The sequence below is a fragment of the Pseudomonas sp. GL_139_B genome (assembly GCF_057834475.1).
Genome location: NZ_CM174403.1, coordinates 6,339,695 through 6,362,705, shown reverse-complemented (window position 1 = coordinate 6,362,705; position 23,011 = coordinate 6,339,695). Strand labels below are relative to the sequence as shown.

General features: G+C 57.9%; 20 protein-coding genes. All 20 read left to right on the top strand.

Features of this window, described 5'->3' with window-relative positions:
- Positions 1-7 precede the first annotated feature (7 nt).
- Positions 8-880 (top strand): ParB/RepB/Spo0J family partition protein, encoded by an 873-nt coding sequence (locus AC3ISI_RS29170; protein WP_480418920.1) that lies wholly within the window; start codon positions 8-10, stop codon positions 878-880.
- A 148-nt stretch (positions 881-1,028) separates the two neighbouring features.
- Entirely contained in the window at positions 1,029-1,436 is a 408-nt protein-coding gene (locus AC3ISI_RS29165) for a F0F1 ATP synthase subunit I (RefSeq protein ID WP_489334897.1), read from the top strand.
- Between the two features lie 16 nt (positions 1,437-1,452).
- Positions 1,453-2,322: a F0F1 ATP synthase subunit A gene (atpB, locus tag AC3ISI_RS29160; protein ID WP_489334896.1), complete on the top strand. Its 870-nt coding sequence runs from the start codon at positions 1,453-1,455 to the stop codon at positions 2,320-2,322.
- A gap of 133 nt (positions 2,323-2,455) precedes the next feature.
- Positions 2,456-2,713 carry a F0F1 ATP synthase subunit C gene (gene atpE, locus AC3ISI_RS29155; protein WP_002555987.1) on the top strand — a complete coding sequence of 86 codons (258 nt, stop codon included), beginning with the start codon at positions 2,456-2,458 and terminating at the stop codon, positions 2,711-2,713.
- Between the two features lie 56 nt (positions 2,714-2,769).
- Positions 2,770-3,240, top strand: a complete 471-nt coding sequence (locus AC3ISI_RS29150) for a F0F1 ATP synthase subunit B (RefSeq protein ID WP_007948090.1) — start codon at positions 2,770-2,772, stop codon at positions 3,238-3,240.
- A gap of 12 nt (positions 3,241-3,252) precedes the next feature.
- Positions 3,253-3,789 carry a F0F1 ATP synthase subunit delta gene (locus AC3ISI_RS29145; protein WP_008027533.1) on the top strand — a complete coding sequence of 179 codons (537 nt, stop codon included), beginning with the start codon at positions 3,253-3,255 and terminating at the stop codon, positions 3,787-3,789.
- Between the two features lie 21 nt (positions 3,790-3,810).
- The gene (atpA, locus tag AC3ISI_RS29140) at positions 3,811-5,355 is read left to right on the top strand and encodes a F0F1 ATP synthase subunit alpha (RefSeq protein WP_007948088.1); all 1,545 of its coding nucleotides are present in this window, start codon (positions 3,811-3,813) and stop codon (positions 5,353-5,355) included.
- Between the two features lie 50 nt (positions 5,356-5,405).
- Positions 5,406-6,266: a F0F1 ATP synthase subunit gamma gene (gene atpG / locus AC3ISI_RS29135; protein WP_046030892.1), complete on the top strand. Its 861-nt coding sequence runs from the start codon at positions 5,406-5,408 to the stop codon at positions 6,264-6,266.
- Positions 6,267-6,293: 27 nt separating this feature from the next.
- Positions 6,294-7,673, top strand: coding sequence for a F0F1 ATP synthase subunit beta (atpD, locus tag AC3ISI_RS29130; protein WP_007948086.1), 1,380 nt, complete (start codon positions 6,294-6,296; stop codon positions 7,671-7,673).
- Between the two features lie 45 nt (positions 7,674-7,718).
- Positions 7,719-8,144 (top strand): F0F1 ATP synthase subunit epsilon, encoded by a 426-nt coding sequence (locus AC3ISI_RS29125; protein WP_489334895.1) that lies wholly within the window; start codon positions 7,719-7,721, stop codon positions 8,142-8,144.
- Positions 8,145-8,259: 115 nt separating this feature from the next.
- The gene (gene glmU, locus AC3ISI_RS29120) at positions 8,260-9,627 is read left to right on the top strand and encodes a bifunctional UDP-N-acetylglucosamine diphosphorylase/glucosamine-1-phosphate N-acetyltransferase GlmU (RefSeq protein ID WP_489334894.1); all 1,368 of its coding nucleotides are present in this window, start codon (positions 8,260-8,262) and stop codon (positions 9,625-9,627) included.
- Positions 9,628-9,843: 216 nt separating this feature from the next.
- A complete protein-coding gene (locus AC3ISI_RS29115; protein ID WP_477804282.1) occupies positions 9,844-10,620 on the top strand; it encodes a DeoR/GlpR family DNA-binding transcription regulator in 777 nt (258 codons plus the stop codon).
- 1 nt (position 10,621) lies between these two features.
- Complete coding sequence (gene glmS, locus AC3ISI_RS29110; protein WP_489334893.1) at positions 10,622-12,454, top strand: glutamine--fructose-6-phosphate transaminase (isomerizing); 1,833 nt, start codon at positions 10,622-10,624, stop codon at positions 12,452-12,454.
- Between the two features lie 437 nt (positions 12,455-12,891).
- Positions 12,892-13,662 carry an HpcH/HpaI aldolase family protein gene (locus tag AC3ISI_RS29105; RefSeq protein WP_489334892.1) on the top strand — a complete coding sequence of 257 codons (771 nt, stop codon included), beginning with the start codon at positions 12,892-12,894 and terminating at the stop codon, positions 13,660-13,662.
- A 15-nt stretch (positions 13,663-13,677) separates the two neighbouring features.
- Complete coding sequence (locus tag AC3ISI_RS29100) at positions 13,678-15,783, top strand: TonB-dependent receptor family protein (protein ID WP_489334890.1); 2,106 nt, start codon at positions 13,678-13,680, stop codon at positions 15,781-15,783.
- Positions 15,784-15,858: 75 nt separating this feature from the next.
- Positions 15,859-17,058 (top strand): ATP-grasp domain-containing protein, encoded by a 1,200-nt coding sequence (locus AC3ISI_RS29095; RefSeq protein ID WP_489334889.1) that lies wholly within the window; start codon positions 15,859-15,861, stop codon positions 17,056-17,058.
- On the top strand, positions 17,055-18,836 hold the full coding sequence (locus AC3ISI_RS29090) for an IucA/IucC family protein (protein WP_489334888.1): 1,782 nt from the start codon (positions 17,055-17,057) through the stop codon (positions 18,834-18,836). Before AC3ISI_RS29095 ends, AC3ISI_RS29090 begins: the two co-directional genes overlap by 4 nt.
- A complete protein-coding gene (locus AC3ISI_RS29085) occupies positions 18,821-19,963 on the top strand; it encodes an MFS transporter (protein ID WP_489334887.1) in 1,143 nt (380 codons plus the stop codon). The genes AC3ISI_RS29090 and AC3ISI_RS29085 overlap by 16 nt, the downstream gene beginning before the upstream one ends.
- An 8-nt stretch (positions 19,964-19,971) precedes the next feature.
- A complete protein-coding gene (locus AC3ISI_RS29080) occupies positions 19,972-21,720 on the top strand; it encodes an IucA/IucC family protein (RefSeq protein ID WP_489334886.1) in 1,749 nt (582 codons plus the stop codon).
- The gene (locus AC3ISI_RS29075) at positions 21,717-22,901 is read left to right on the top strand and encodes a type III PLP-dependent enzyme (RefSeq protein ID WP_489334885.1); all 1,185 of its coding nucleotides are present in this window, start codon (positions 21,717-21,719) and stop codon (positions 22,899-22,901) included. Before AC3ISI_RS29080 ends, AC3ISI_RS29075 begins: the two co-directional genes overlap by 4 nt.
- Positions 22,902-23,011 lie beyond the last annotated feature (110 nt).

Here is a 23,011-nt window from a genome sequence, read left to right as displayed (position 1 = left end):
AATCCCCATGGCCGTCAAGAAACGAGGTCTCGGACGTGGACTGGATGCACTGCTGAGTGGTCCGACTGTCAGCTCGCTGGAAGAACAAGCGGTGCAAGCTGACCAGCGTGAGCTGCAGCACCTGCCCCTGGACCTGATCCAGCGGGGCAAGTACCAACCCCGTCGGGATATGGATCCTCAAGCGCTGGAAGAATTGGCGCAGTCGATCAAGGCCCAAGGTGTGATGCAACCGATCGTGGTCCGCCCGATAGGAAGTGGTCGCTTCGAAATCATCGCCGGTGAACGCCGCTGGCGCGCGAGCCAACAGGCCGGTCAGGAAACCATCCCGGCGATGGTCCGCGATGTGCCGGATGAAACGGCCATCGCTATGGCGCTGATCGAGAACATCCAGCGTGAAGACCTCAATCCGATCGAAGAAGCGGTGGCATTGCAGCGTTTGCAGCAGGAATTCCAGCTGACTCAGCAACAGGTTGCTGAAGCGGTGGGCAAATCCCGCGTGACCGTGGCCAACCTGCTACGCTTGATCGCGTTGCCGGAAGTTATCAAAACCATGCTGTCGCACGGGGACCTGGAAATGGGTCATGCGCGTGCTTTGCTCGGTTTGCCGGAGAATCAACAGGTAGAAGGGGCGCGACACGTTGTCGCACGGGGGCTGACTGTTCGCCAGACTGAAGCACTGGTTCGCCAGTGGTTGAGTGGCAAACAGGAGCCTGCTGAACCGGTAAAGCCGGACCCGGATATAACCCGACTTGAGCAGCGTCTGGCCGAACGCCTAGGCTCTGCGGTGCAGATTCGCCACGGTAAGAAGGGGAAAGGGCAGTTGGTTATTGGTTACAACTCCCTCGACGAGTTGCAGGGTGTGCTTGCACACATTCGTTGAAACATTTCCTCATGTAGCGTGCAGTCGGAAATCACTACCTGACAGTTGAATAGGGGCGGAACCGCCCCTATACTCTGCGCGCATTTTGTCGGCACAAATTATGCCAAGTTATTGAATTCTGGCAGCCGATCATTGGGGAGCGAAAACGATGGAGAGCCGCATGCCAAACCGCTTGCCGTTCCATCGCCTGGCAGTTTTTCCGGTATTACTGGCTCAATTTGTCGTCTTGGTACTGGCCGCCTTGGCGCTCTGGTACTGGCATGGAGTCGTAGCCGGGTACTCAGGACTCTGCGGAGGCCTGATAGCCTTGCTTCCCAATGTTTATTTCGCTCACAGGGCATTTCGGTTTTCCGGCGCCCGAGCAGCTCAAGCCATCGTCCGGTCATTTTATGCCGGCGAGGCGGGCAAACTGATTTTGACGGCCGTGCTCTTTGCACTGACGTTTGCAGGTGTGAAGCCATTGGCGCCGCTAGCTGTATTCGGCGTCTTCGTGTTGACCCAACTGGTCAGCTGGTTCGCGCCCCTGCTGATGAGAACAAGACTTTCGAGACCTTAGGGCGTTTGAGGCAACCATGGCAGAAACAACCGCTTCGGGCTATATCCAGCACCACTTGCAGAACCTGACTTTCGGTCAGCATCCAACTGGCGGATGGGGTTTTGCCCACACCGCAGCAGAAGCCAAAGAAATGGGCTTCTGGGCTTTCCACGTCGATACCCTCGGCTGGTCGGTCGCGTTGGGTCTGATCTTCGTTCTTCTTTTCCGCATGGCGGCAAAGAAAGCGACTTCCGGTCAGCCTGGTGCTTTGCAGAACTTCGTTGAAGTAATGGTCGAATTCGTCGATGGCAGCGTGAAAGACAGCTTCCATGGCCGTAGCCCAGTGATTGCACCGCTGGCACTGACCATCTTCGTCTGGGTGTTCCTGATGAACGCCGTCGACCTGATTCCGGTCGACTGGATTCCTCAGCTGGCCATCCTGATTACCGGCGACCATCACATTCCGTTCCGTGCCGTATCGACCACTGACCCGAACGCTACCCTGGGCATGGCCCTGTCGGTGTTCGCGTTGATCATTTTCTACAGCATCAAGGTCAAGGGCATCGGCGGCTTCCTCGGCGAACTGACCCTGCACCCTTTCAGCAGCAAGAACATTGCCGTTCAAGCCCTGCTGATTCCGGTGAACTTCCTGCTGGAGTTCGTGACGCTGGTGGCCAAACCTATCTCCCTGGCACTGCGTCTGTTCGGCAACATGTATGCCGGCGAGCTGGTCTTCATTCTGATTGCTGTGATGTTCGGCAGCGGTCTGCTCTGGCTTAGCGGCCTGGGTATTGTTCTGCAGTGGGCGTGGGCTGTGTTCCACATCCTGATCATCACCCTGCAGGCGTTTATCTTCATGATGCTGACCATCGTTTACCTGTCGATGGCGCACGAAGAGAACCATTAAGACCAGTTTCGACTAGTCTGATGTCCCACTCGGTCAAACGGGTGGGTGCCCGAACAGGGCTATGAAACGATTTGTTTTACCGCTTTAAAATCTAAAAAACCTAAACCATACGACGTAAAAGTCGGGAGGAAAGATGGAAACTGTAGTTGGTCTAACCGCTATCGCTGTTGCACTGTTGATCGGCCTGGGCGCACTGGGTACCGCAATTGGTTTCGGCCTGTTGGGCGGCAAGTTCCTGGAAGGCGCAGCGCGTCAGCCAGAAATGGTTCCAATGCTCCAGGTTAAAATGTTCATCGTTGCCGGTCTGCTCGACGCCGTAACCATGATCGGTGTTGGTATCGCTCTGTTCTTCACCTTCGCGAACCCATTCGTTGGTCAACTCGCTGGCTAATTACTCGAACCTTCGAGTAGTTGGTGTGATGTGTAACGAACGAGCGAGGTGTTGGCGTGAACATTAATGCAACCCTGATTGGCCAGTCCGTTGCGTTCTTCATTTTTGTACTGTTTTGCATGAAGTTCGTGTGGCCTCCGGTCATCGCGGCTTTGCACGAACGTCAGAAGAAGATTGCGGATGGACTGGACGCTGCCGCCCGAGCAGCTCGCGACCTGGAATTGGCCCAAGATAAAGCGGGTCAACAACTGCGCGAAGCTAAAGCTCAGGCAGCCGAAATCATTGAGCAAGCCAAGAAACGCGGTAACCAGATTGTTGAAGAGGCTGTTGAAAAAGCCCGTATCGACGCTGACCGTGTGAAGGTTCAGGCTCAGGCCGAGATCGAACAGGAACTGAACAGTGTCAAAGACGCGCTGCGTGCCCAACTGGGTAGCCTGGCAGTCTCCGGCGCCGAGAAGATCCTGGGTTCCACAATCGATCAAAACGCGCACGCGGAGCTGGTAAACAAACTGGCTGCTGAAATTTAAGCGAGGGCGATCATGGCAGAATTGACCACGTTGGCCCGACCTTACGCTAAGGCAGCCTTCGAGCACGCCCAGGCCCACCAGCAACTGGCCTCTTGGTCAGCCATGCTCGGCCTGGCTGCAGCAGTGTCGCAAGACGACACCATGCAGCGCGTGCTCAAGGCCCCGCGACTGACGAGCGCAGACAAGGCCGCCACGTTTATTGACGTGTGCGGCGACAAGTTTGATGCCAAGGCACAGAACTTCATCAACGTCGTTGCCGAAAACGACCGTCTCCCGCTGTTGCCGGAGATATCCGCTCTGTTCGACCTGTACAAGGCCGAACAAGAGAAATCGGTAGACGTTGAAGTGACCAGTGCTTTTGCATTGAACCAAGAACAGCAAGACAAACTCGCCAAGGTTCTCAGTGCACGACTCAACCGGGAAGTGCGCCTGCAAGTCGAGGAAGACAAATCCCTTATTGGGGGCATTGTCATCCGCGCCGGCGACCTGGTTATCGATGGCTCGGTTCGCGGCAAACTCGCGAGCCTTGCCGAAGCATTGAAATCTTGAGTTTGAAGGGGCAGCAGAGCAATGCAGCAACTCAATCCTTCCGAAATAAGTGAAATTATCAAGGGCCGCATCGACAAGCTCGATGTGACCTCCCAAGCCCGTAACGAAGGCACTGTCGTCAGCGTATCTGACGGTATCGTGCGGATTCACGGTCTGGCCGACGTAATGTACGGCGAGATGATCGAGTTTCCGGGCGGCGTCTTCGGTATGGCTCTCAACCTGGAGCAAGACTCTGTAGGTGCCGTTGTATTGGGCGCATACCAGTCTCTGGCTGAAGGCATGAGCGCCAAGTGCACTGGCCGCATCCTCGAAGTTCCGGTTGGTAAGGAACTGCTGGGTCGCGTAGTCGACGCACTGGGTAACCCGATTGATGGCAAAGGCCCGCTGAACAACACCTTGACCGACGCGGTCGAGAAAGTTGCTCCAGGCGTGATCTGGCGTAAGTCGGTAGACCAGCCTGTACAGACTGGCTACAAGGCTGTCGATGCCATGATCCCTGTCGGCCGTGGCCAGCGTGAGCTGATCATCGGTGACCGTCAGATCGGTAAAACCGCTCTGGCGATCGACGCGATCATCAACCAGAAAAACAGCGGAATCTTCTGCGTCTATGTAGCCATCGGTCAGAAACAATCGACCATCGCTAACATTGTTCGCAAGCTGGAAGAAAACGGCGCACTGGCTAACACGATCATTGTGGCAGCGAGCGCTTCGGAATCTGCAGCACTGCAATACCTGGCACCTTACGCCGGTTGCACCATGGGTGAATTCTTCCGCGACCGCGGTGAAGACGCGCTGATCGTTTATGACGATCTGTCCAAGCAGGCTGTGGCTTATCGCCAGATTTCTCTGCTGCTGCGCCGTCCACCAGGCCGTGAAGCTTACCCAGGCGACGTGTTCTATCTCCACTCCCGTCTGCTGGAGCGCGCATCCCGCGTTTCGGAAGAGTACGTAGAGAAGTTCACCAACGGCGCAGTGACCGGCAAAACCGGTTCCCTGACCGCGCTGCCGATCATCGAAACCCAGGCTGGCGACGTTTCCGCGTTCGTTCCGACCAACGTGATTTCCATCACTGACGGTCAGATCTTCCTGGAATCGGCCATTTTCAACTCCGGGATCCGTCCTGCAGTGAACGCCGGTGTTTCGGTATCCCGTGTGGGTGGTGCTGCTCAGACCAAGATCATCAAGAAGCTCTCCGGTGGTATCCGTACCGCTCTGGCTCAGTACCGTGAACTGGCGGCATTCGCCCAGTTTGCATCTGACCTGGACGAAGCGACCCGTAAGCAACTTGACCATGGTCAGCGCGTTACCGAGCTGATGAAGCAGAAGCAATACGCACCAATGTCGATTGCTGACATGGCGCTGTCGCTGTATGCCGCTGAGCGTGGGTTCCTGACTGACGTCGCAATCGCCAAGATCGGTAGCTTTGAACAAGCGCTGATTTCCTTCTTCAACCGCGATCACGCCGATTTGATGGCGAAGATCAACGTGAAGGGCGACTTCAACGACGAAATCGATGCGGGCATGAAAGCCGGTATCGAGAAGTTCAAGGCGACCCAAACCTGGTAAGCCGCAGCGGGAGCCGCAAGGCTCCCGCTTGCTAACCTGATAGGTGTTACATGGCAGGCGCAAAAGAGATTCGCAGTAAGATTGCGAGCATCAAAAGCACGCAAAAGATTACCAGCGCCATGGAAAAAGTGGCGGTCAGTAAAATGCGCAGGGCACAAATGCGCATGGCTGCTAGCCGTCCTTACGCGGAGCGCATCCGCCAGGTTATTGGTCATTTGGCCAACGCCAACCCGGAATATCGCCACCCGTTCATGATCGAGCGTGAAGTAAAGCGCGTCGGTTACGTTGTGGTGAGCTCTGACCGTGGTTTGTGTGGTGGTTTGAACACCAACCTGTTCAAGGCCCTGGTCAAGGACATGGCGGTAAACCGCGAAAACGGCGTCGAGATTGATCTGTGTGTAGTGGGTAGCAAGGGTGCGGCTTTCTTCCGCAACTTCGGCGGCAACGTCGTAGCAGCTATCAGCCACCTGGGTGAAGAGCCGTCGATCAATGATCTGATCGGCAGCGTCAAGGTGATGCTGGATGCCTACCTGGACGGCCGTATTGACCGCCTGTCCGTGGTGTCCAACAAGTTCATCAACACCATGACGCAATCGCCTACCGTGGAGCAGTTGATTCCACTGGTGGCAACCCCGGATCAAGGACTCAAGCACCACTGGGACTATCTCTACGAACCGGACGCCAAAGAGCTGCTTGACGGCTTGATGGTTCGTTACGTGGAGTCGCAGGTCTACCAGTCGGTGGTCGAGAACAACGCGGCTGAACAAGCTGCGCGGATGATCGCGATGAAGAACGCTACCGACAACGCCGGTGATTTGATCAGCGATTTGCAGCTGATCTACAACAAGGCGCGTCAGGCTGCGATCACCCAAGAGATCTCGGAAATCGTCGGCGGCGCTGCCGCGGTTTAACGGTTCAAATATTCAGAGGATCCAGCTATGAGTAGCGGACGTATCGTTCAAATCATCGGCGCCGTTATCGACGTGGAATTCCCACGCGACAGCGTACCGAGCATCTACAACGCGCTGACTGTACAAAGCGCGGCCGCAACCACTCTGGAAGTTCAGCAACAGCTGGGCGACGGCGTGGTTCGTACCATTGCGATGGGCTCCACCGAGGGCTTGAAGCGTGGTCTGGACGTCATCGACTCCGGTTCCGCCATCTCCGTACCGGTCGGTAAAGCGACGCTGGGCCGGATCATGGACGTACTGGGCAACCCGATCGACGAAGCTGGCCCGATCGACACCGAAGAGCGCTGGGGCATTCACCGTCCTGCGCCAACCTTCGCTGAACAAGCGGGCGGCAACGACCTGCTGGAAACCGGTATCAAGGCTATTGACCTGGTTTGCCCGTTCACCAAGGGTGGTAAAGTTGGTCTGTTCGGTGGTGCCGGTGTAGGCAAAACCGTAAACATGATGGAACTGATCCGTAACATCGCCATCGAGCACAGCGGTTATTCCGTGTTCGCCGGTGTGGGTGAGCGTACTCGTGAGGGTAACGACTTCTACCACGAGATGAAGGACTCCAACGTTCTGGACAAAGTGGCACTGGTTTACGGTCAGATGAACGAGCCGCCGGGTAACCGTCTGCGCGTAGCACTGACCGGCCTGACCATGGCCGAGAAGTTCCGAGACGAAGGTAACGACGTTCTGCTGTTCGTCGACAACATCTATCGTTACACCCTGGCCGGTACTGAAGTATCCGCACTGCTGGGCCGTATGCCTTCCGCAGTAGGTTACCAGCCGACCCTGGCCGAAGAGATGGGTACTCTGCAAGAGCGTATCACTTCGACCAAGAATGGCTCGATCACCTCGATCCAGGCGGTATACGTACCTGCGGATGACTTGACCGACCCGTCGCCAGCGACCACTTTCGCCCACTTGGACGCCACCGTCGTTCTGTCCCGTGACATCGCTTCCCTGGGTATCTACCCAGCAATCGATCCACTCGACTCGACTTCGCGCCAGCTGGACCCGAACGTAATCGGCCAGGACCACTACGATACCGCTCGCGGTGTACAGTATGTTCTGCAGCGTTACAAAGAACTGAAGGACATCATTGCGATCCTGGGTATGGACGAGCTGTCTGAAGAAGACAAGCAGTTGGTAAACCGTGCTCGTAAGATCCAGCGTTTCTTGTCGCAGCCGTTCTTCGTGGCAGAAGTCTTCACCGGTTCTTCGGGTAAATATGTTTCCCTGAAAGACACCATTGCTGGCTTCAAAGGCATCCTCAACGGTGACTACGACCACCTGCCAGAACAAGCGTTCTACATGGTCGGCGGCATCGAAGAAGCGATCGAGAAAGCCAAGAAACTGTAATCCCGGCGCCCGGAAACGGGCGCTAATTTAGGTTGAGGCAATCAGATGGCTATGACAGTCCATTGCGATATCGTCAGCGCGGAAGGAGAAATCTTTTCCGGCCTGGTCGAGATGGTGATTGCGCACGGTGCACTGGGTGATCTTGGTATCGCCCTGGGTCACGCGCCGCTGATCACTAATCTCAAGCCGGGTCCGATCCGCCTGATCAAGCAGGGCGGGGAAGCTGAGGTGTTTTACATCTCGGGTGGTTTCCTCGAGGTTCAGCCGAACATGGTCAAGGTTCTTGCCGACACCGTGCAACGTGCTGCCGACCTGGATGAAGCCTCCGCTCAAGCAGCCGTTAAGGCTGCCGAGAAGGCCTTGCATGAACGCGGCGCAGAATTCGATTACGGTTCTGCTTCCGCACGTCTGGCCGAGGCTGCAGCTCAGCTGCGCACCGTCCAGCAGATCCGCAAAAAGTTCGGCGGTTAATCCGTCCTCGACTTGTTGTGCGATTGATTAAAAAGGGTAGCCTCGGCTACCCTTTTTTCTTTTCCGAATTTCATAATCTGGTCAGCCGTTGACCACCCAGGATTGGTAGCCAGTCATGTCTCTTGAAATCGTTATCCTCGCTGCTGGCCAAGGCACCCGCATGCGTTCGGCATTGCCGAAAGTTCTGCACCCGATTGCCGGCAACTCAATGCTTGGCCATGTTATCCACAGCGCCCGCCAACTTGATCCACAGCGCATCCATGTGGTGATCGGCCATGGCGCCGAAGCCGTACGTGAGCGCTTGGCGGCGGATGATCTGAATTTCGTCCTGCAGGACAAACAACTGGGTACCGGTCATGCAGTGGCTCAGGCCGTACCGTTCATTGAGTCCGATACCGTACTGATTCTCTACGGTGACGTGCCGCTTATTGAAGTCGAAACCCTGCAACGCCTGCTCAAGAAAGTGGCGGCGCAGCAGCTGGGCTTGCTGACTGTTGAACTGGACGACCCGACCGGTTACGGCCGCATCGTTCGCGATGCCGCTGGCAAGGTCACGGCCATCGTTGAGCAAAAAGATGCCAACGAAGACGAGCGTGCGATCACTGAAGGCAACACCGGCATTCTCGCCCTGCCTTTCGCACAACTGGGTGGCTGGATGAGTCGTCTCTCCAACAACAATGCCCAGGGCGAGTACTACCTGACCGACGTGATCGCCATGGCGGTCAGCGATGGACTGGTGGTGGCCACCGAGCAACCTCATGACGCCATGGAAGTCCAGGGCGCCAATGACCGCAAGCAACTTTCCGAACTTGAGCGTCACTATCAATTGCGCGCTGGCCGCCGGTTGATGGCTCAAGGCGTGACCCTGCGTGACCCGGCTCGTTTCGATGTGCGTGGTCAAGTCACTGTCGGCCGCGATGTGCTGATCGACATCAACGTGATCCTAGAAGGCAAAGTAGTCATCGAAGACGACGTGGTGATCGGCCCGAACTGTGTGATCAAGGACAGCACCCTGCGCAAAGGTGTAGTGATCAAGGCCAACAGCCATATCGAAGGCGCAATTCTGGGCGAGGGCAGCGATGCCGGTCCGTTCGCGCGTCTGCGTCCGGGTACCGTACTTGAGGCTCGCGCGCATGTGGGTAACTTTGTTGAGTTGAAGAACGCCCACCTGGGCGAAGGCGCGAAAGCCGGTCATCTGTCTTACCTTGGGGACGCCGAGATCGGTGCGCGCACCAACATTGGCGCGGGCACCATCACCTGCAACTATGACGGCGTCAACAAGTGGAAAACCATGGTGGGTGAAGATGTGTTCATCGGTTCCAACAACTCGTTGGTGGCGCCTGTGGATATCTCTGCCGGTGCAACCACGGCGGCCGGTTCGACCATTACGCAGAATGTGGATAACTTACAGTTGGCAGTGGGCCGGGCACGGCAGAAGAACATTGATGGCTGGAAGCGGCCGGAGAAAGTTAAGAAGAGTTGAGTTATCCACAGTGATATTCCAAGGCTAAGTTATTCACAGCCTGATCCGTCGTAATCGCGGGCAAGCCCGCTCCCACAGGAATTTCGGATGATGTGTGGGAGCGGGCTTGCCCGCGATGCTTTTATCCACAGACATTTTATCGCACCCTGCTTGACGAAGTTTCGCCGATAGGTTTTGATTGGTTCCGTTATCTTTCGAATCGAAACTTAAAAGCCCATGTCGAAGCGCAATACACCCCAACGCCGGCACAATATCCTTACCTTGCTCAATGAGCAGGGCGAAGTCAGTGTGGACGAGCTGGCAAAGCGCTTCGAAACGTCGGAAGTTACGATTCGCAAGGATCTGGCGGCGCTGGAGAGTAATGGCCTGCTGCTGCGTCGTTATGGCGGAGCGATCACCATGCCTCAGGAACTGGTCGCGGACATCGGCCAACCCGTCTCAAAGTACAAACAAGCCATTGCCCGCGCCGCTGTCACGCGGATTCGTGAGCATGCGCGGATCATCATCGACAGCGGCAGCACCACGGCCGCGATGATTCCGGAACTCGGTCAACAGCCGGGGCTGGTGGTGATGACTAACTCGTTGCACGTTGCCAATGCGTTGAGCGAGCTCGAGCACGAGCCGGTGCTGTTGATGACCGGTGGCACCTGGGACCCGCATTCCGAGTCCTTTCAGGGGCAGGTCGCCGAGCAGGTCCTGCGCTCTTACGATTTTGACCAACTTTTTATCGGTGCCGATGGCATCGATCTGGTCCGCGGTACCACCACTTTCAACGAATTGCTGGGGCTGAGCCGGGTCATGGCAGAAGTCGCCCGCGAAGTCGTCGTGATGGTGGAGGCCGACAAGATCGGCCGAAAAATCCCCAACCTGGAGCTGCCGTGGAGCAGCGTCCATACCCTTATTACCGATGATCGCCTTTCGCTTGCCGCACGCGATCAGATTCAGGCCCGCGGAATCAATTTGATTTGCGCGGCTGTCAGTCAGGAGAAATAGCATGTGTGGAATTGTCGGCGCAGTCGCAGAACGTAACATCACCGCCATCCTGCTCGAAGGCCTCAAACGCCTGGAATACCGTGGCTATGACAGCGCCGGCGTGGCGGTCTTCACCAACGATGAAAAACTCGAGCGCATGCGTCGTCCGGGCAAGGTCAGCGAGCTGGAACTGGCACTCAAGGCAGAGCCACTGGTCGGTCGCCTCGGCATCGCCCATACCCGCTGGGCCACGCACGGCGCGCCATGCGAGCGCAACGCCCACCCGCATTTCTCCGGCGACCTGGCCGTGGTGCATAACGGCATCATTGAAAACCACGAATCCCTGCGTGAGCAGCTGAAAGCCTTGGGTTATGTGTTCACCTCGGACACCGACACCGAAGTCATCGCTCACCTGCTGAACCACAAACTCAAGGATTTGCCCGACCTGACTGCGGCCCTCAAGGCGACTGTCAAAGAGCTGCACGGCGCCTATGGCCTGGCGGTCATCAGTGCCCGGCAACCGGATCGTCTGGTCGCCGCTCGCAGCGGCAGCCCGTTGGTGATTGGTCTGGGCTTGGGTGAAAACTTCCTCGCTTCCGACCAACTGGCCTTGCGTCAGGTCACTGACCGTTTCATGTACCTGGAAGAAGGCGATATCGCCGAAATTCGCCGCGACAGCGTGCATATCTGGGACGTTGATGGCAAAGCCGTCGAGCGCGAAACCGTGCAATACCGTGACGGTGCCGAAGCGGCGGACAAGGGCGAATTCCGCCACTTCATGCTCAAGGAAATCCACGAGCAACCCTCTGTAGTTCAGCGCACCCTCGAAGGTCGCCTGAGCCCCAACGGCGTGCTGGTACAAGCCTTCGGTCCACAGGCTGCCGAGCTGTTCGCCAAAGTGCGCAACGTACAGATCGTTGCCTGCGGCACCAGCTATCACGCCGGTATGGTTGCCCGTTACTGGCTTGAAGAGCTGGCCGGCATACCGTGCCAGGTCGAAGTGGCCAGCGAATTCCGCTACCGCAAAGTCGTGGTGCAGCCTGACACCCTGTTCGTGACCATTTCCCAGTCTGGTGAAACCGCCGACACCCTCGCCGCACTGCGCAACGCCAAGGAACTGGGTTTCCTCGCCAGCCTGGCAATCTGCAACGTCGGCATCAGTTCGCTGGTGCGTGAATCTGACTTGACCCTGCTGACCCAGGCCGGTCGCGAAATTGGCGTGGCGTCGACCAAAGCCTTCACCACTCAACTGGTCGGCCTGCTGCTACTGACCTTGTCGTTGGGTCAGGTTCGCGGCACATTGGCCAAAGGCGTCGAAGCCACTCTGGTTGAAGAATTGCGTCGTCTGCCAACTCGCTTGGGCGAAGCTTTGGCCATGGACAGCACCGTCGAGAAAATCGCCGAACTGTTCGCCGAGAAGAACCACACGCTGTTCCTCGGCCGTGGCGCGCAGTTCCCGGTAGCGATGGAAGGGGCCCTGAAACTCAAGGAAATCTCTTACATCCACGCTGAAGCCTACCCGGCTGGCGAGCTGAAACACGGCCCGTTGGCGCTTGTGGATAACGACATGCCCGTGGTGACCGTGGCGCCGAACAACGAGCTGCTGGAGAAGCTCAAATCCAACCTCCAGGAAGTCCGCGCCCGTGGTGGTCAATTGATCGTCTTCGCAGACGAGCAGGCCGGCATGACCAATGGTGAAGGCACGCACGTGGTGCACATGCCGCACATCCACGACATCCTGTCGCCGATCCTCTACACCATCCCGCTACAGTTGTTGTCGTACTACGTTGCTGTGTTGAAAGGCACGGACGTTGACCAGCCACGTAACTTGGCGAAGTCGGTGACGGTGGAATAAGTTATCCACAGGTTATCGAAACTGGATTTAGATGAAAAAGCTGTCGCTGAAGAATAAAACTGTTGCGGGTGGCTGGTTACCCCGGCCACGACCTGCTTCAGCTCAGCGGCAGCGTTACTCCTCTTCTCGTCTGCCAGGATGATCGTCGGCGGTGTCGTGTTGATGATTGTCGGGGCGACCATTCTTTCTGAATATCTTTCTGCGGTGTAGGCCGCCGAGCTTCGCTGCCTCATCGACGCTCAATGACGCGTTTCGGCCGGCCCCCAATGCAGTGACCCCCAAGCAAAAAGCTGCTCGACAGCTGGGTCGATTCGCCATCAGCGTCAATCTGCAAGCGCCAGGAAAATGGATCGGAAAGTCATTGGATACCTAAAAAGCATTTACTTATAAATGTAAATGATTACTATTAGCGCATTCCGACCTAAAGGACTGCGTTTGTGATAGGAACATCACCGGTATTTTCCCGGATACAAGAAGGGAAAAACGTCTACGGCCTGCTCAACTCCCTACCGTCACCGCTGCTCTGCGAAATGCTTGCGTTTGCGGGCTACGACTTTGTGATTCTCGACCTGGAACACTTACTGCGTTCCGAAGAAGACATCATGCATTGCGTTCGCGCTTGTGAAGCCGCTGGCATTTCGGCTTGGCTGCGCATACCGCAAGTGGACGAAAAACTGATCGGTCGAGCACTGGACGCCGGTATCGAGGCCATTGTCCTGTCACGCGCCGAAAGTGCGGCGCAAGTTCAGCGCGCCATCGATGCAGCCCGGTTTCCACCCTTGGGAAAACGCGGGATAACCGGTGGACGCATCACCGGATTTGGTCGCCTTCCTTTACCCGAATACATCGAACTGGCCAATCGTCAGACCCCCATTATTCCCATGATCGAAAGCAGGGCAGGGGTCGCCGCTCTCGGCGAAATCCTGCGACTGCCGGGGGTCGGCATGATCATGGAGGGCGCACTGGATCTGTCGCTCGATCTTGGTCTGGGACCCGACCCGCTCAACCCTCAAGTCTGGCAACTGCTGCAATACATGGCCGATGCCTGCCTCGAAGCCTCAATACCTTTCTGCGCTAACCCCCGCACTGCCGAACAGAACACGCTATGGCGAGCTCGTGGGATCAGAAGCTATCTGGCCGGTGAAGACCGGGGCTTGCTGCATAACGCATTAAAAGCCCACCTGCATTCTCTCCAACAGAAAAAATGAGCCAACGTAGTCCAGATGAAAACAACAAAACACCTGCTCTTTTCACTCAGCCTTATCACACTGGGCATCTGCCACGGTGCCATCGCTGCCGATCAACCCACCACATCGTCTACCGAACCTGCCGATAGCCTGGATCTGGCACCTACGGTCATTCAAGGTGACGTTCTCGGAACGGCTAGCGATCAGGAAGTGCGCACCTATGCTGGCAGCCGAAGCGTTGTCGACTCCAGCGAACTGAGTAAAGCCAGCGTCCGCGGTGTGGACGACGCGCTGCAACGGGTACCGGGCATCAAGATCTTCGACGAAACCGGCACCGGTGTCTTGCCACAGATCTCGGTACGCGGGCTGTACGAGAGTCGCAGCGGCCGGATTCAAGCATTGTCGGATGGCATTCCCCTGGCACTGGCACCGTACGGCCAAACGGGGCTGTCACTGTTCCCGGTGACCATGGCCACTGTCGATCGAATTGACGTCGTGCGTGGGGGCGCAGCGGTGCAATACGGTCCGAACAACGTGGGCGGAGTGATTAACTTCATCAGCAAGCCGATTCCGCGTGAATGGGAAACCACTCTGCAGGAGAAGTTGACATTCAACCCTGGCGGCCGCCAGTTGTGGGACAACTATGTAGGCACCGGCGGCTACCTGACGGACAACTTCGGCCTGCAACTGGACCTCAATACGCTGGGTGGCGAATACGGTCGTGAGCACTCCGATACGGATGTGCAGAACTACCGTCTGCGCGGCCAGTGGAACATCGGCGACGATCGCGATCTGTCCTTCGGTATTCAGCGCTACAAGGCCGACATGGAACTGGCCGGCGCGCTCAGCGTGAAGGATTACAAGGATGATCCGCGGCAATCGACGCGTCCGCTGGACCGTTTCGAGGGCGATACCAATCGCGTCTGGGGCACCTATACCCAGCGCCTGGGTGCCATGGGGCCGTTCGATTCAGTAGAGTTCAGCTGGACCAACTTCGCCCACGACAGCTACCGTAACTTCGTGGTCGGTCTGCCGTTCACCCCCGACGGTACGCCGGTGACCAAACAGGACGGCCCACGCGATTTTAAAGTCTGGGGCACGGAGCCGCGCATCAGCGGCACCATTGATGGCGATACGGTCGGCCAGACCTGGTTGATGGGCGCCCGTTATGTCAGCGAAGACATCGATTACAAGGTCAACCGCCAGAGCCTCGCTACCGGCGTGACGGCGCCGTTCCGCGACTGGAAGTTCGACGATGACGCCCGCGCGTTCTACATCAACAACGCCATCAGCCTGCTCGATCATCGCCTGACCATCACCCCCGGCGTGCGCTACGAAAACGCCCGCATGGATTACAGTGACGGCATCACCGGGTTCCAGCACGAGAACAAGTCCGAAGAATGGTTGCCGGGCCTGACTGCAGGTTATCAAGTCTCCGACGCCTGGTTCGTCTACGCCGATGCCCAGAAGTCCCTTCGTCCGCCGCAAGTCACACAGATCGTCAAGGAAGGCGATGTAGGTGCTGAACTGGCATGGAACTACGAAACCGGTGTGCGCTATACCCCGTGGGACGGCCTGCGCGCCGACTTCGATGTGTTCCGCATCGATTTCGACGACCAGATTGCCTACAACGCCACGACCGACCGTTTTGAAAACCTCGGCAGCACGCGTCATCAGGGGATCGAGACCGAGATTTTCTGGACGCCTGAAGCCATGCGTAATCTGGACCTGCATGCCAGCTACACCTACCTCGATGCCAAACAACGCAACGGCCAGTTCAAGGACAACGAGGTTCCTTTCGCTTCACGCAATCTGTTCACGGTTGACGGTCGTTATCGTTTCGCCGAGCACTGGACCTACAACCTCGACGGTTTGTACGTCAGCAGCGCCTACACCGATGCCGCCAACTCGGGTGATGAAGACGCTACGGCCAGCGTGGGCAAACTGCCTGCTTACTGGCTCTGGAACACGGCCATCGAGCGTGAGTTCAAGCTTGAGGACAAGAGCGTCCTGACGACGTCCGCGGGCATCAGCAACCTGTTCAACCGCGAGTACTACTTCCGCGGTATCGACACCAGTCCTTGGGGTCGTCAACCCGCTCCAGAGCGCTCGCTCACCGTCGGCGTCAATTACCGCTTCTAAACCGCGCAGTAGCGCCTTTGTAAACCAGTTGCCCAATCCTCAGGGACGGGCAACTGCTGCCTTCAGGAAACTGCTATGCAACGTCCATTCGTTATCCTTGCTCATGTCGCCCACCCTGCCATTCTCGAGGGCTTCCTGCCTGCCGCGCACAAACGCGGGTTCCCGATCGTGATCATCACCGACCATGCGCAGGAACACCGGCGTCTGCTCGCTGCTTCGCCCATTTCGCCGGATCATCTGCATGTCATCGAATGTGATGTGTTCAATCCCCTGGCGGTCATCGAGGCGCTCAACGGTCAGGGTTTGCGCCCCGTCGCCGTGTTCTCCAACAGTGATCACCTGCAGACCACGACGGCGATGGTGGCCGAGGCCTTCGAATGCCCCGGCAAGGATTGGCGGCTGTGTTATGCAGCAAAAAACAAGGCCGCCATGCGCGAGCGTATGCAACGTCTCGGTCTGCCTGGGCCATGGTTCCAGGTGCTCACATCGAACTCCAAGCTGCCAATCGATGCGCCGTGGCCAATAGTCGCCAAGCCCCGTGAAGGGGTCGCCAGCCTGGACGTCAGACTCTGTCACAACGCCGCCGAGCTGAGCACTTACTGCGAGGTATTCTGGCAGCAGCAACCGGACCGGGCATTGCTGCTGGAGGCGTACATGGAAGGTCCGTTGTTCACCCTCGAAACCTTGGGTGACGGGCGTCATCTGCAAGCCATCGGTGGCTTCGACGTCACCCTTTCATCACCGCCGCATTTCGTGGAGCTCGCCGCGCGCTGGAATGGAAAACTCAGCAGTACCCAGCGTGCCGCCGCGCTGGCTCAAGTAGCAGCATTCGGGGTCAACTTCGGTGTTTGCCACAGCGAATTCATTCTGACCTCTCAAGGTCCGGTGCTGGTGGAGATCAACTATCGCAGCATCGGTGATGGTCGCGAATTCCTGCTGGATCGGTTGCTGCCACAGGGGTGGTTCGACCGCATCATCGCCTTGCACCTGGGAGACACGCTGATCGACGCACAACCGGCGCAGGCCGAGGCGGCCGTTCACTACCTGGTTGCCGATCGGTCGGGGCGTCTGGATCAGGCCAGCACCAGTTTTAACATCGAAAGCGAAGGCCATTGGTGCGATTACCGTGCACTTCACAACAACGGCGACACCCTGACCATCAGCCACTCCAACAAGGACTACGTCGGCGTACTCAGACTGATCGCACCCGATGACGCAAGCCTGCGGACGCAACTGAATTCGACCCTGAACGACTTGAAATGGGTGGTGGCATGAGCCTGCATCCAGAGGACGCGGACCAGGCGTTCATTACCAGACGTATCATCGATTGCTGCCTGCGTGAGGACATCCGGGGAATTGTCAGCAAAGGGCAGATTGCTCCGTTGCCGCCAGCACTTGGCCAACACTTGCAACATTGGCCCGAGGCCAGCTGGCTGCGCATAACCCATTTGGGCGCCGACGAGCTATGGCTGCCGGTGGTCAAGGCCTATCCGTTGCAGGACTGGATCGGTACGGGCAACGCCTGGATCAAGGTGTCGCCACAAAGCCACGGCGAGGTTGAACGCGATTACCGGTTATGGCTGGGTCATCTGAGCCAAGGTCTGGACGAAGAAAGTCTGACGCTGTTTGCGGCGTATCTAAAGGAAGCGGATTGTGCGGCAGAACACCGGACCCTGTGCCACCAGGCGTATCGCCAACATGCGCCTGCGCTGAGCGACGTGACGGAGCTGAAGGACTGGTCACAGAGGTTGCTGAAAATCGACCAACTGGCGAGCTACCTGGATCATCCGTTCTATCCCACGGCACGGGCCAAAAGCGGCTTCGATGCAGCCGCACTCAAAGGCTATGCGCCGGAGTTTGCGCCGCGCTTCGAACTCAACTGGTTGGCGATTCCCAATGACGCCCTGACCCTGACCAGCCCGCAACCGCCGCACTGGCCGGATTTCGAGGAAGTCGGCCTGCCACCGACCTTGCAAAACAGCCATTCATTACTGCCGGTACATCCGCTGACCTGGAGCGAACTGGAGCACTACGGACTGCCTGAAGGCACGCTAAAGGCTCCACGTTCTGCCCTGCAAGTCGAGCCTACGCTGTCCGTGCGCACGGTGGCGTGTATCCATCAGCCGCAGTGGCATATCAAACTGCCGTTGTTGGTCAGCACACTCGGTGCGCGCAATTTGCGCTTGATCAAACCCAGCACCCTGTACGACGGTCACTGGTTCCAGACCACCCTGTTGGCCTTGACCGACCGCGATCCGGCGCTGGCGTCACGTTATCTGCACGTCGATGAAAAACACGGTGGTCATGCTGCCGACAGTCGACACCTGGCCTATATCGTGCGCCGTTACCCAACGGGGCTGGAGAACGTCACCCTGGTACCTGTCGCCGCGTTAGGTAGCCCGCTGGCCGATGGGCGCCTGTTCCTCGAGCAACTGGCCGAGCGCTTTTACGCGGGTTCATGGCACCACTGGCTGGACGTTTATCTCGATCTGCTGCTGCAGGTCCATCTGCGATTGTGGCTTCAGTACGGCATCGCGCTGGAGGCCAATCAGCAAAACGCAGTATTGATGTTCGAACAGGGACAACCATTGCGCTTGCTGATGAAAGACAACGACGCCGCTCGTCTGTGGCCTCAACGCTTCGCTGCTGCCTGCCCGGATCTCGCGCACCTGCCAGCAGCCTTGCAGGATGAGCGCATTCGCGTCGACAGCAGCCAACCACTGGCCGAGATGTTCTGCACCATCACCTTGCAGCTCAATATCGTGGCGATTCTGGAAGCGATAGCAACCGCCGGGCTGGCCCCTCGATCGAGCCTTTACGGCGCACTGCGTCAACGCCTCATGACCTGTCTGCAACAACTCGAAGCTGAAGGTATCGACTGTCACGATGCCCATCGATGGCTGCTCGACACTCCGAAACTGCCGGTGAAATACCTGCTCAGTGCCGGCAGCCTGTTCAGCAAGGCGCATTCCGGCGCGAGTGACATCAACAAGTTCTATGGCTACAGCGCGGTGAACTTTCTGCTGGAGGACGCACCATGCAACGACGTCTGATCACCAGCGTCTTGCTGGGGCATTACCTGTCGGCATTCACGGCGCTGGGTATCCCGTTGTACCTGCCGCGCATCCTCGCCGACCTCGCACCTGACACACCCGGTTGGGCCATCGGCGTGCTGTTCGTACTGCCGACACTCTGCACCGCACTGGCGGCGCCGATCTGGGGGCGCTGGGCCGATCGAAACGGTTGTCGCTTGTCGTTGCTACGCGCTCATGCCGGGCTATTCGCGGGCTTTCTGCTGGCCGGCTTCAGCCCCAATCTGCCGGTGTTCGTCCTGGCTTTGATCATCCAGGGCACTTTTGGCGGAGCAATGGCGGCGTCCAATGCCTATCTGTCGACCCAATTCAAGGAGGGCAATCTGTCTCGCGCCCTGAACTGGACGCAGTATTCAGCCCGTCTGGCGATGATCAGTGGGCCGATCCTGCTGGGGCTGCTGACCTCACAAGGCTTGGGATTGAGTCTGTATCGCTATCTGGCCTGGTTACCGTTGTTGGCCTTTGTGCTCATCCTGCCGCTCCCCAACGATGCCCCCAAACACGCCTTGGGCAGCAAGAAAGCCGAGGCATTGGGCGAACTGCCGGTTGACCTGCCGCGTCTGCTGGCAGTGCAGTTCCTGTTCAGCTTCGCAATGGTCGTCACCTTTCCGTATTTCGTGCCCTTCGGCGAGCAACTTGGAATTGGCAGCGATGCCTTGATCGGCGTGCTCTACAGCCTGCCGCATGTGGTTTATCTGCTGGCTCTGCCCTGGGTTCAGAAGCATCAGGGCAATCTGCTGTTGCCGGGCCTCGCGCTGCTGGCAATCAGTAACGCGTTGCAATTCTGGAGTGTGCACGCCGAGCCGCTGTTCGCTCTGCGCTTGCTCAGCGGAGCCGGCATGTTGCTCGGTTTTGTCGGGCTGCATCGCTGCCTGAGCCAACGCAGCCGCAAGGGCAGCGCCGGGCGCTTGTTCGGCTGGTTCGACTCCAGTGGCAAATGGGCCGGCACCGCCGCCGGTGTCACCGCCGCGCTGATTAGTCAGACCTGCGGCATCGCGTCCCCCTTTCTTGTGGCGTGCCTGGCGGCCGTGGCGGCCATGGTGCTCGCGTACCCTCTATTGATGACTTCCCGGGAGATTCCGGCATGACACTCGCGATGAATACCGTATCCCTGAATGACCATGCTCTCGACGGCGAAGCCCAGCGACATGCCATCGAGTGCCTGCTTAATTGTTATTTGCGCGAATATGCATTGCCGCGCAACGAAGCAAACCTGAACTACCAGGCACAGGATCTGCCCATGAGCCTGCGCCAGGCCAATGGCCGTTGCATCAGTCTTCGCCTGCCCCGTGGCCGATTGGTCGTACGCATCGACCGAGCCAGCCTTCTGGGCCGTTGCCACTACATCAGCGCGCCCTATTTCAAAGGTAACAACCAGAGCTGGAGGCCGTTGAACGTCGCCGAACTGGCGAGCCTGCTCTGTACCCCACTCAGTGGTGCCGACCGTGTTGGCGAGATGCTGCAACAGGTCGCCAACAGCCTGCAGATCACCCGCACCTTTCTGCGGCATTCACGCCCGGCCAACGAATCAACCGATAGCCTGCTGGCGTCCGAACAACATCAACTATGGGGCCACGCCCTGCATCCAACCCCCAAAAGTCGCGAGGGTATTTCCCATGACGATTTGCTGGCCTGCTCGCCGGAAGTCGGGGCACGCTTCCTGTTGCACTGGTTCAAGGTCGATCCGACGCTGATCCGTCATCAGGGCGAGGATCCGCGCAGTACCCTGCGTCAACTGTCGGGTCGCGACGACGCCTATCCGTGCCACCCCTGGGAAGTCGCCCGCGTGCTTGCAGACCCGTTGGTGCGGCGTGCGCAGCAACAGGGCTTGATCGAATACCTCGGCCCCTTGGGTCAGGCCATGTACCCGACGTCGTCGGTGCGCACGCTCTACCATCCGCAGTTGCCCTATTTCATGAAGTTCTCGATGCATGTGCGCTTGACCAACTGTGTGCGCAAGAACGCTTGGTATGAACTCGATAGCGCCGTCGCCCTCACTCGCCTGCTCGGTCCGATCATGAGCGAGTTGGCGACGCAACAACCGGGCTTCATCCTGATGCCTGAACCCTGCGCCACCAGCCTGGACCTCAGCGCCCTGGGCACGCTGGAGGAAGCCCGTGAAGTCACCGAATGCTTCGGTATCGTTTACCGGGAAAACCTGGCCGTCGCTGACCGCGAGCGGTATCAACCGCAAGTGGCAATGGCGCTGTTCACTTGGGATCAACAAGATCGCAGTGTCTGCCGCCAACAGGTACAGCGCTACGCCGACAACAACGGTTTGACCATTGAGCAAGCCACGCTGAACTGGCTGGATGCCTACGCCGGTCAGCTACTCGGCGGCGTGCTGTATTGCCTGTTCCGCCAGGGCGTGGTGCTTGAGCCGCATTTGCAGAACACAGTCATCGGCTTCGCTGAAGACGGGTTGCCCACTCAGGTCTGGATTCGAGATTTGGAAGGCACCAAGCTGGTCCCTGAAATCTGGCCCGCCGAACGTCTGAGTGCGCTGGATGAGCGTACCCGCATTTCGGTGTACTACAGCGCACAGAAGGCCTGGCAACGAGTGGCCTACTGCGCATTGGTGAACAATCTCGGCGAAGCGATCTTCCATCTGGCCAACGGCAGCGGCTCGCTGGAACAACAGCTGTGGTCGCGCATCAGTGACCTGCTGCACGTGCAATCCACGCGCCTGGAGCATCCCGTAGAACTGCGTGAGTTGTGTGCCGGCGCGCCCTTCCCAAGCAAGGAAAACTTCATGACGCGCCTGATGATGCGCGCTGACCGCGAGGCCGGATACACCTCGTTACAGAGCCCGCTTGCGATCATTGAAAAGAGGAAGCGCGCATGAGTCTCCCCGTCTCCGTCACCCGACGTATTGAGCAACTCAAGACTGAACACGACGCGCCCTTGTGCGCCTACGTCTACGACCTGCCTGCTCTTGAGCAGCACGTAAAGGCGATGCGTCAGGTACTGCCAGAAAACTGCGAATTGTTCTACGCCGCCAAAGCCAACCCAGAGGCCGCTGTGCTGAAAACCCTGGCGCCGTGGGTGGACGGTTTTGAGGCGGCCTCGGGGGGCGAACTGACGTGGCTGCATGAACAGTGCCCCGACCAGCCGTTGATATTTGGTGGCCCCGGCAAGCTCGATCGCGAACTGGACATTGCCATGCAATACCGGATTTCGGCGTTTCACGTGGAAAGCGTGACCGAACTACGCAGTTTGGCACGCATCGCCCGCGAACGCGCAATGCGCGCTCCGGTGATGCTGCGGCTGAATCTAAAGCTGGCCCGGAACCCGCAGAGCCGATTGGTCATGGGCGGCAAACCCACGCCGTTCGGTCTCGATGAAGAGGGGCTCGCAAGCGCCCTGCAATTGCTGCAAGAAGAACCGTCACTGGAGCTCAAGGGACTGCACTTTCATCTGCTGTCGCATCAGTTGGATGTCGATGCGCACCTTGAATTGATTCGCAGCTACTTCCTGACGTTCCGCCGGCTGTGCACTGACCACCACCTGCAACTGCCACTACTGAATGTTGGCGGAGGGATGGGCATCAACTATCAGGATGCAGCGCAGTCGTTCGACTGGCCACGGTTTTGTCAGGGCCTGAAGGTGTTGATCGATGAGTACGACATGACCACGATCCGCGTGCGTTTCGAAATTGGCCGTTTCATCAGCGCGGCCTGTGGCTACTACGTAATGCAGGTGCTGGACATCAAAAGCAGCCACGGCGAATTTTTTGCCATCGGACGGGGCGGCACTCATCACTTTCGAACACCAGCGGCTCAAGGCCATGATCATCCATTCACGGTGCTGCGAGGCACTCAGGCGCCACAGATAAATGATCAACCCGTCACGCTGGTAGGTCAGTTGTGTACGCCAAAGGACATTCTGGCCAGACAACAACGGGTGAAGCAGTTGGCCATTGGTGACCTGTTAGTGTTCACCTTGGCGGGCGCCTATGCCTGGAACATATCGCACCAGAACTTCTTGATGCACGAACCACCCTTGAAGGTTTTTATCGAGGGCTGATCCCACGCTATTGACCTTCTCAAGCAACACAAAGCTATTCGCGCCGGCTTTTATTCTCTAAATTCAAAACACAAAAAAACGCAGCTCAGGTTGCGTTTTTTTATCTGAAT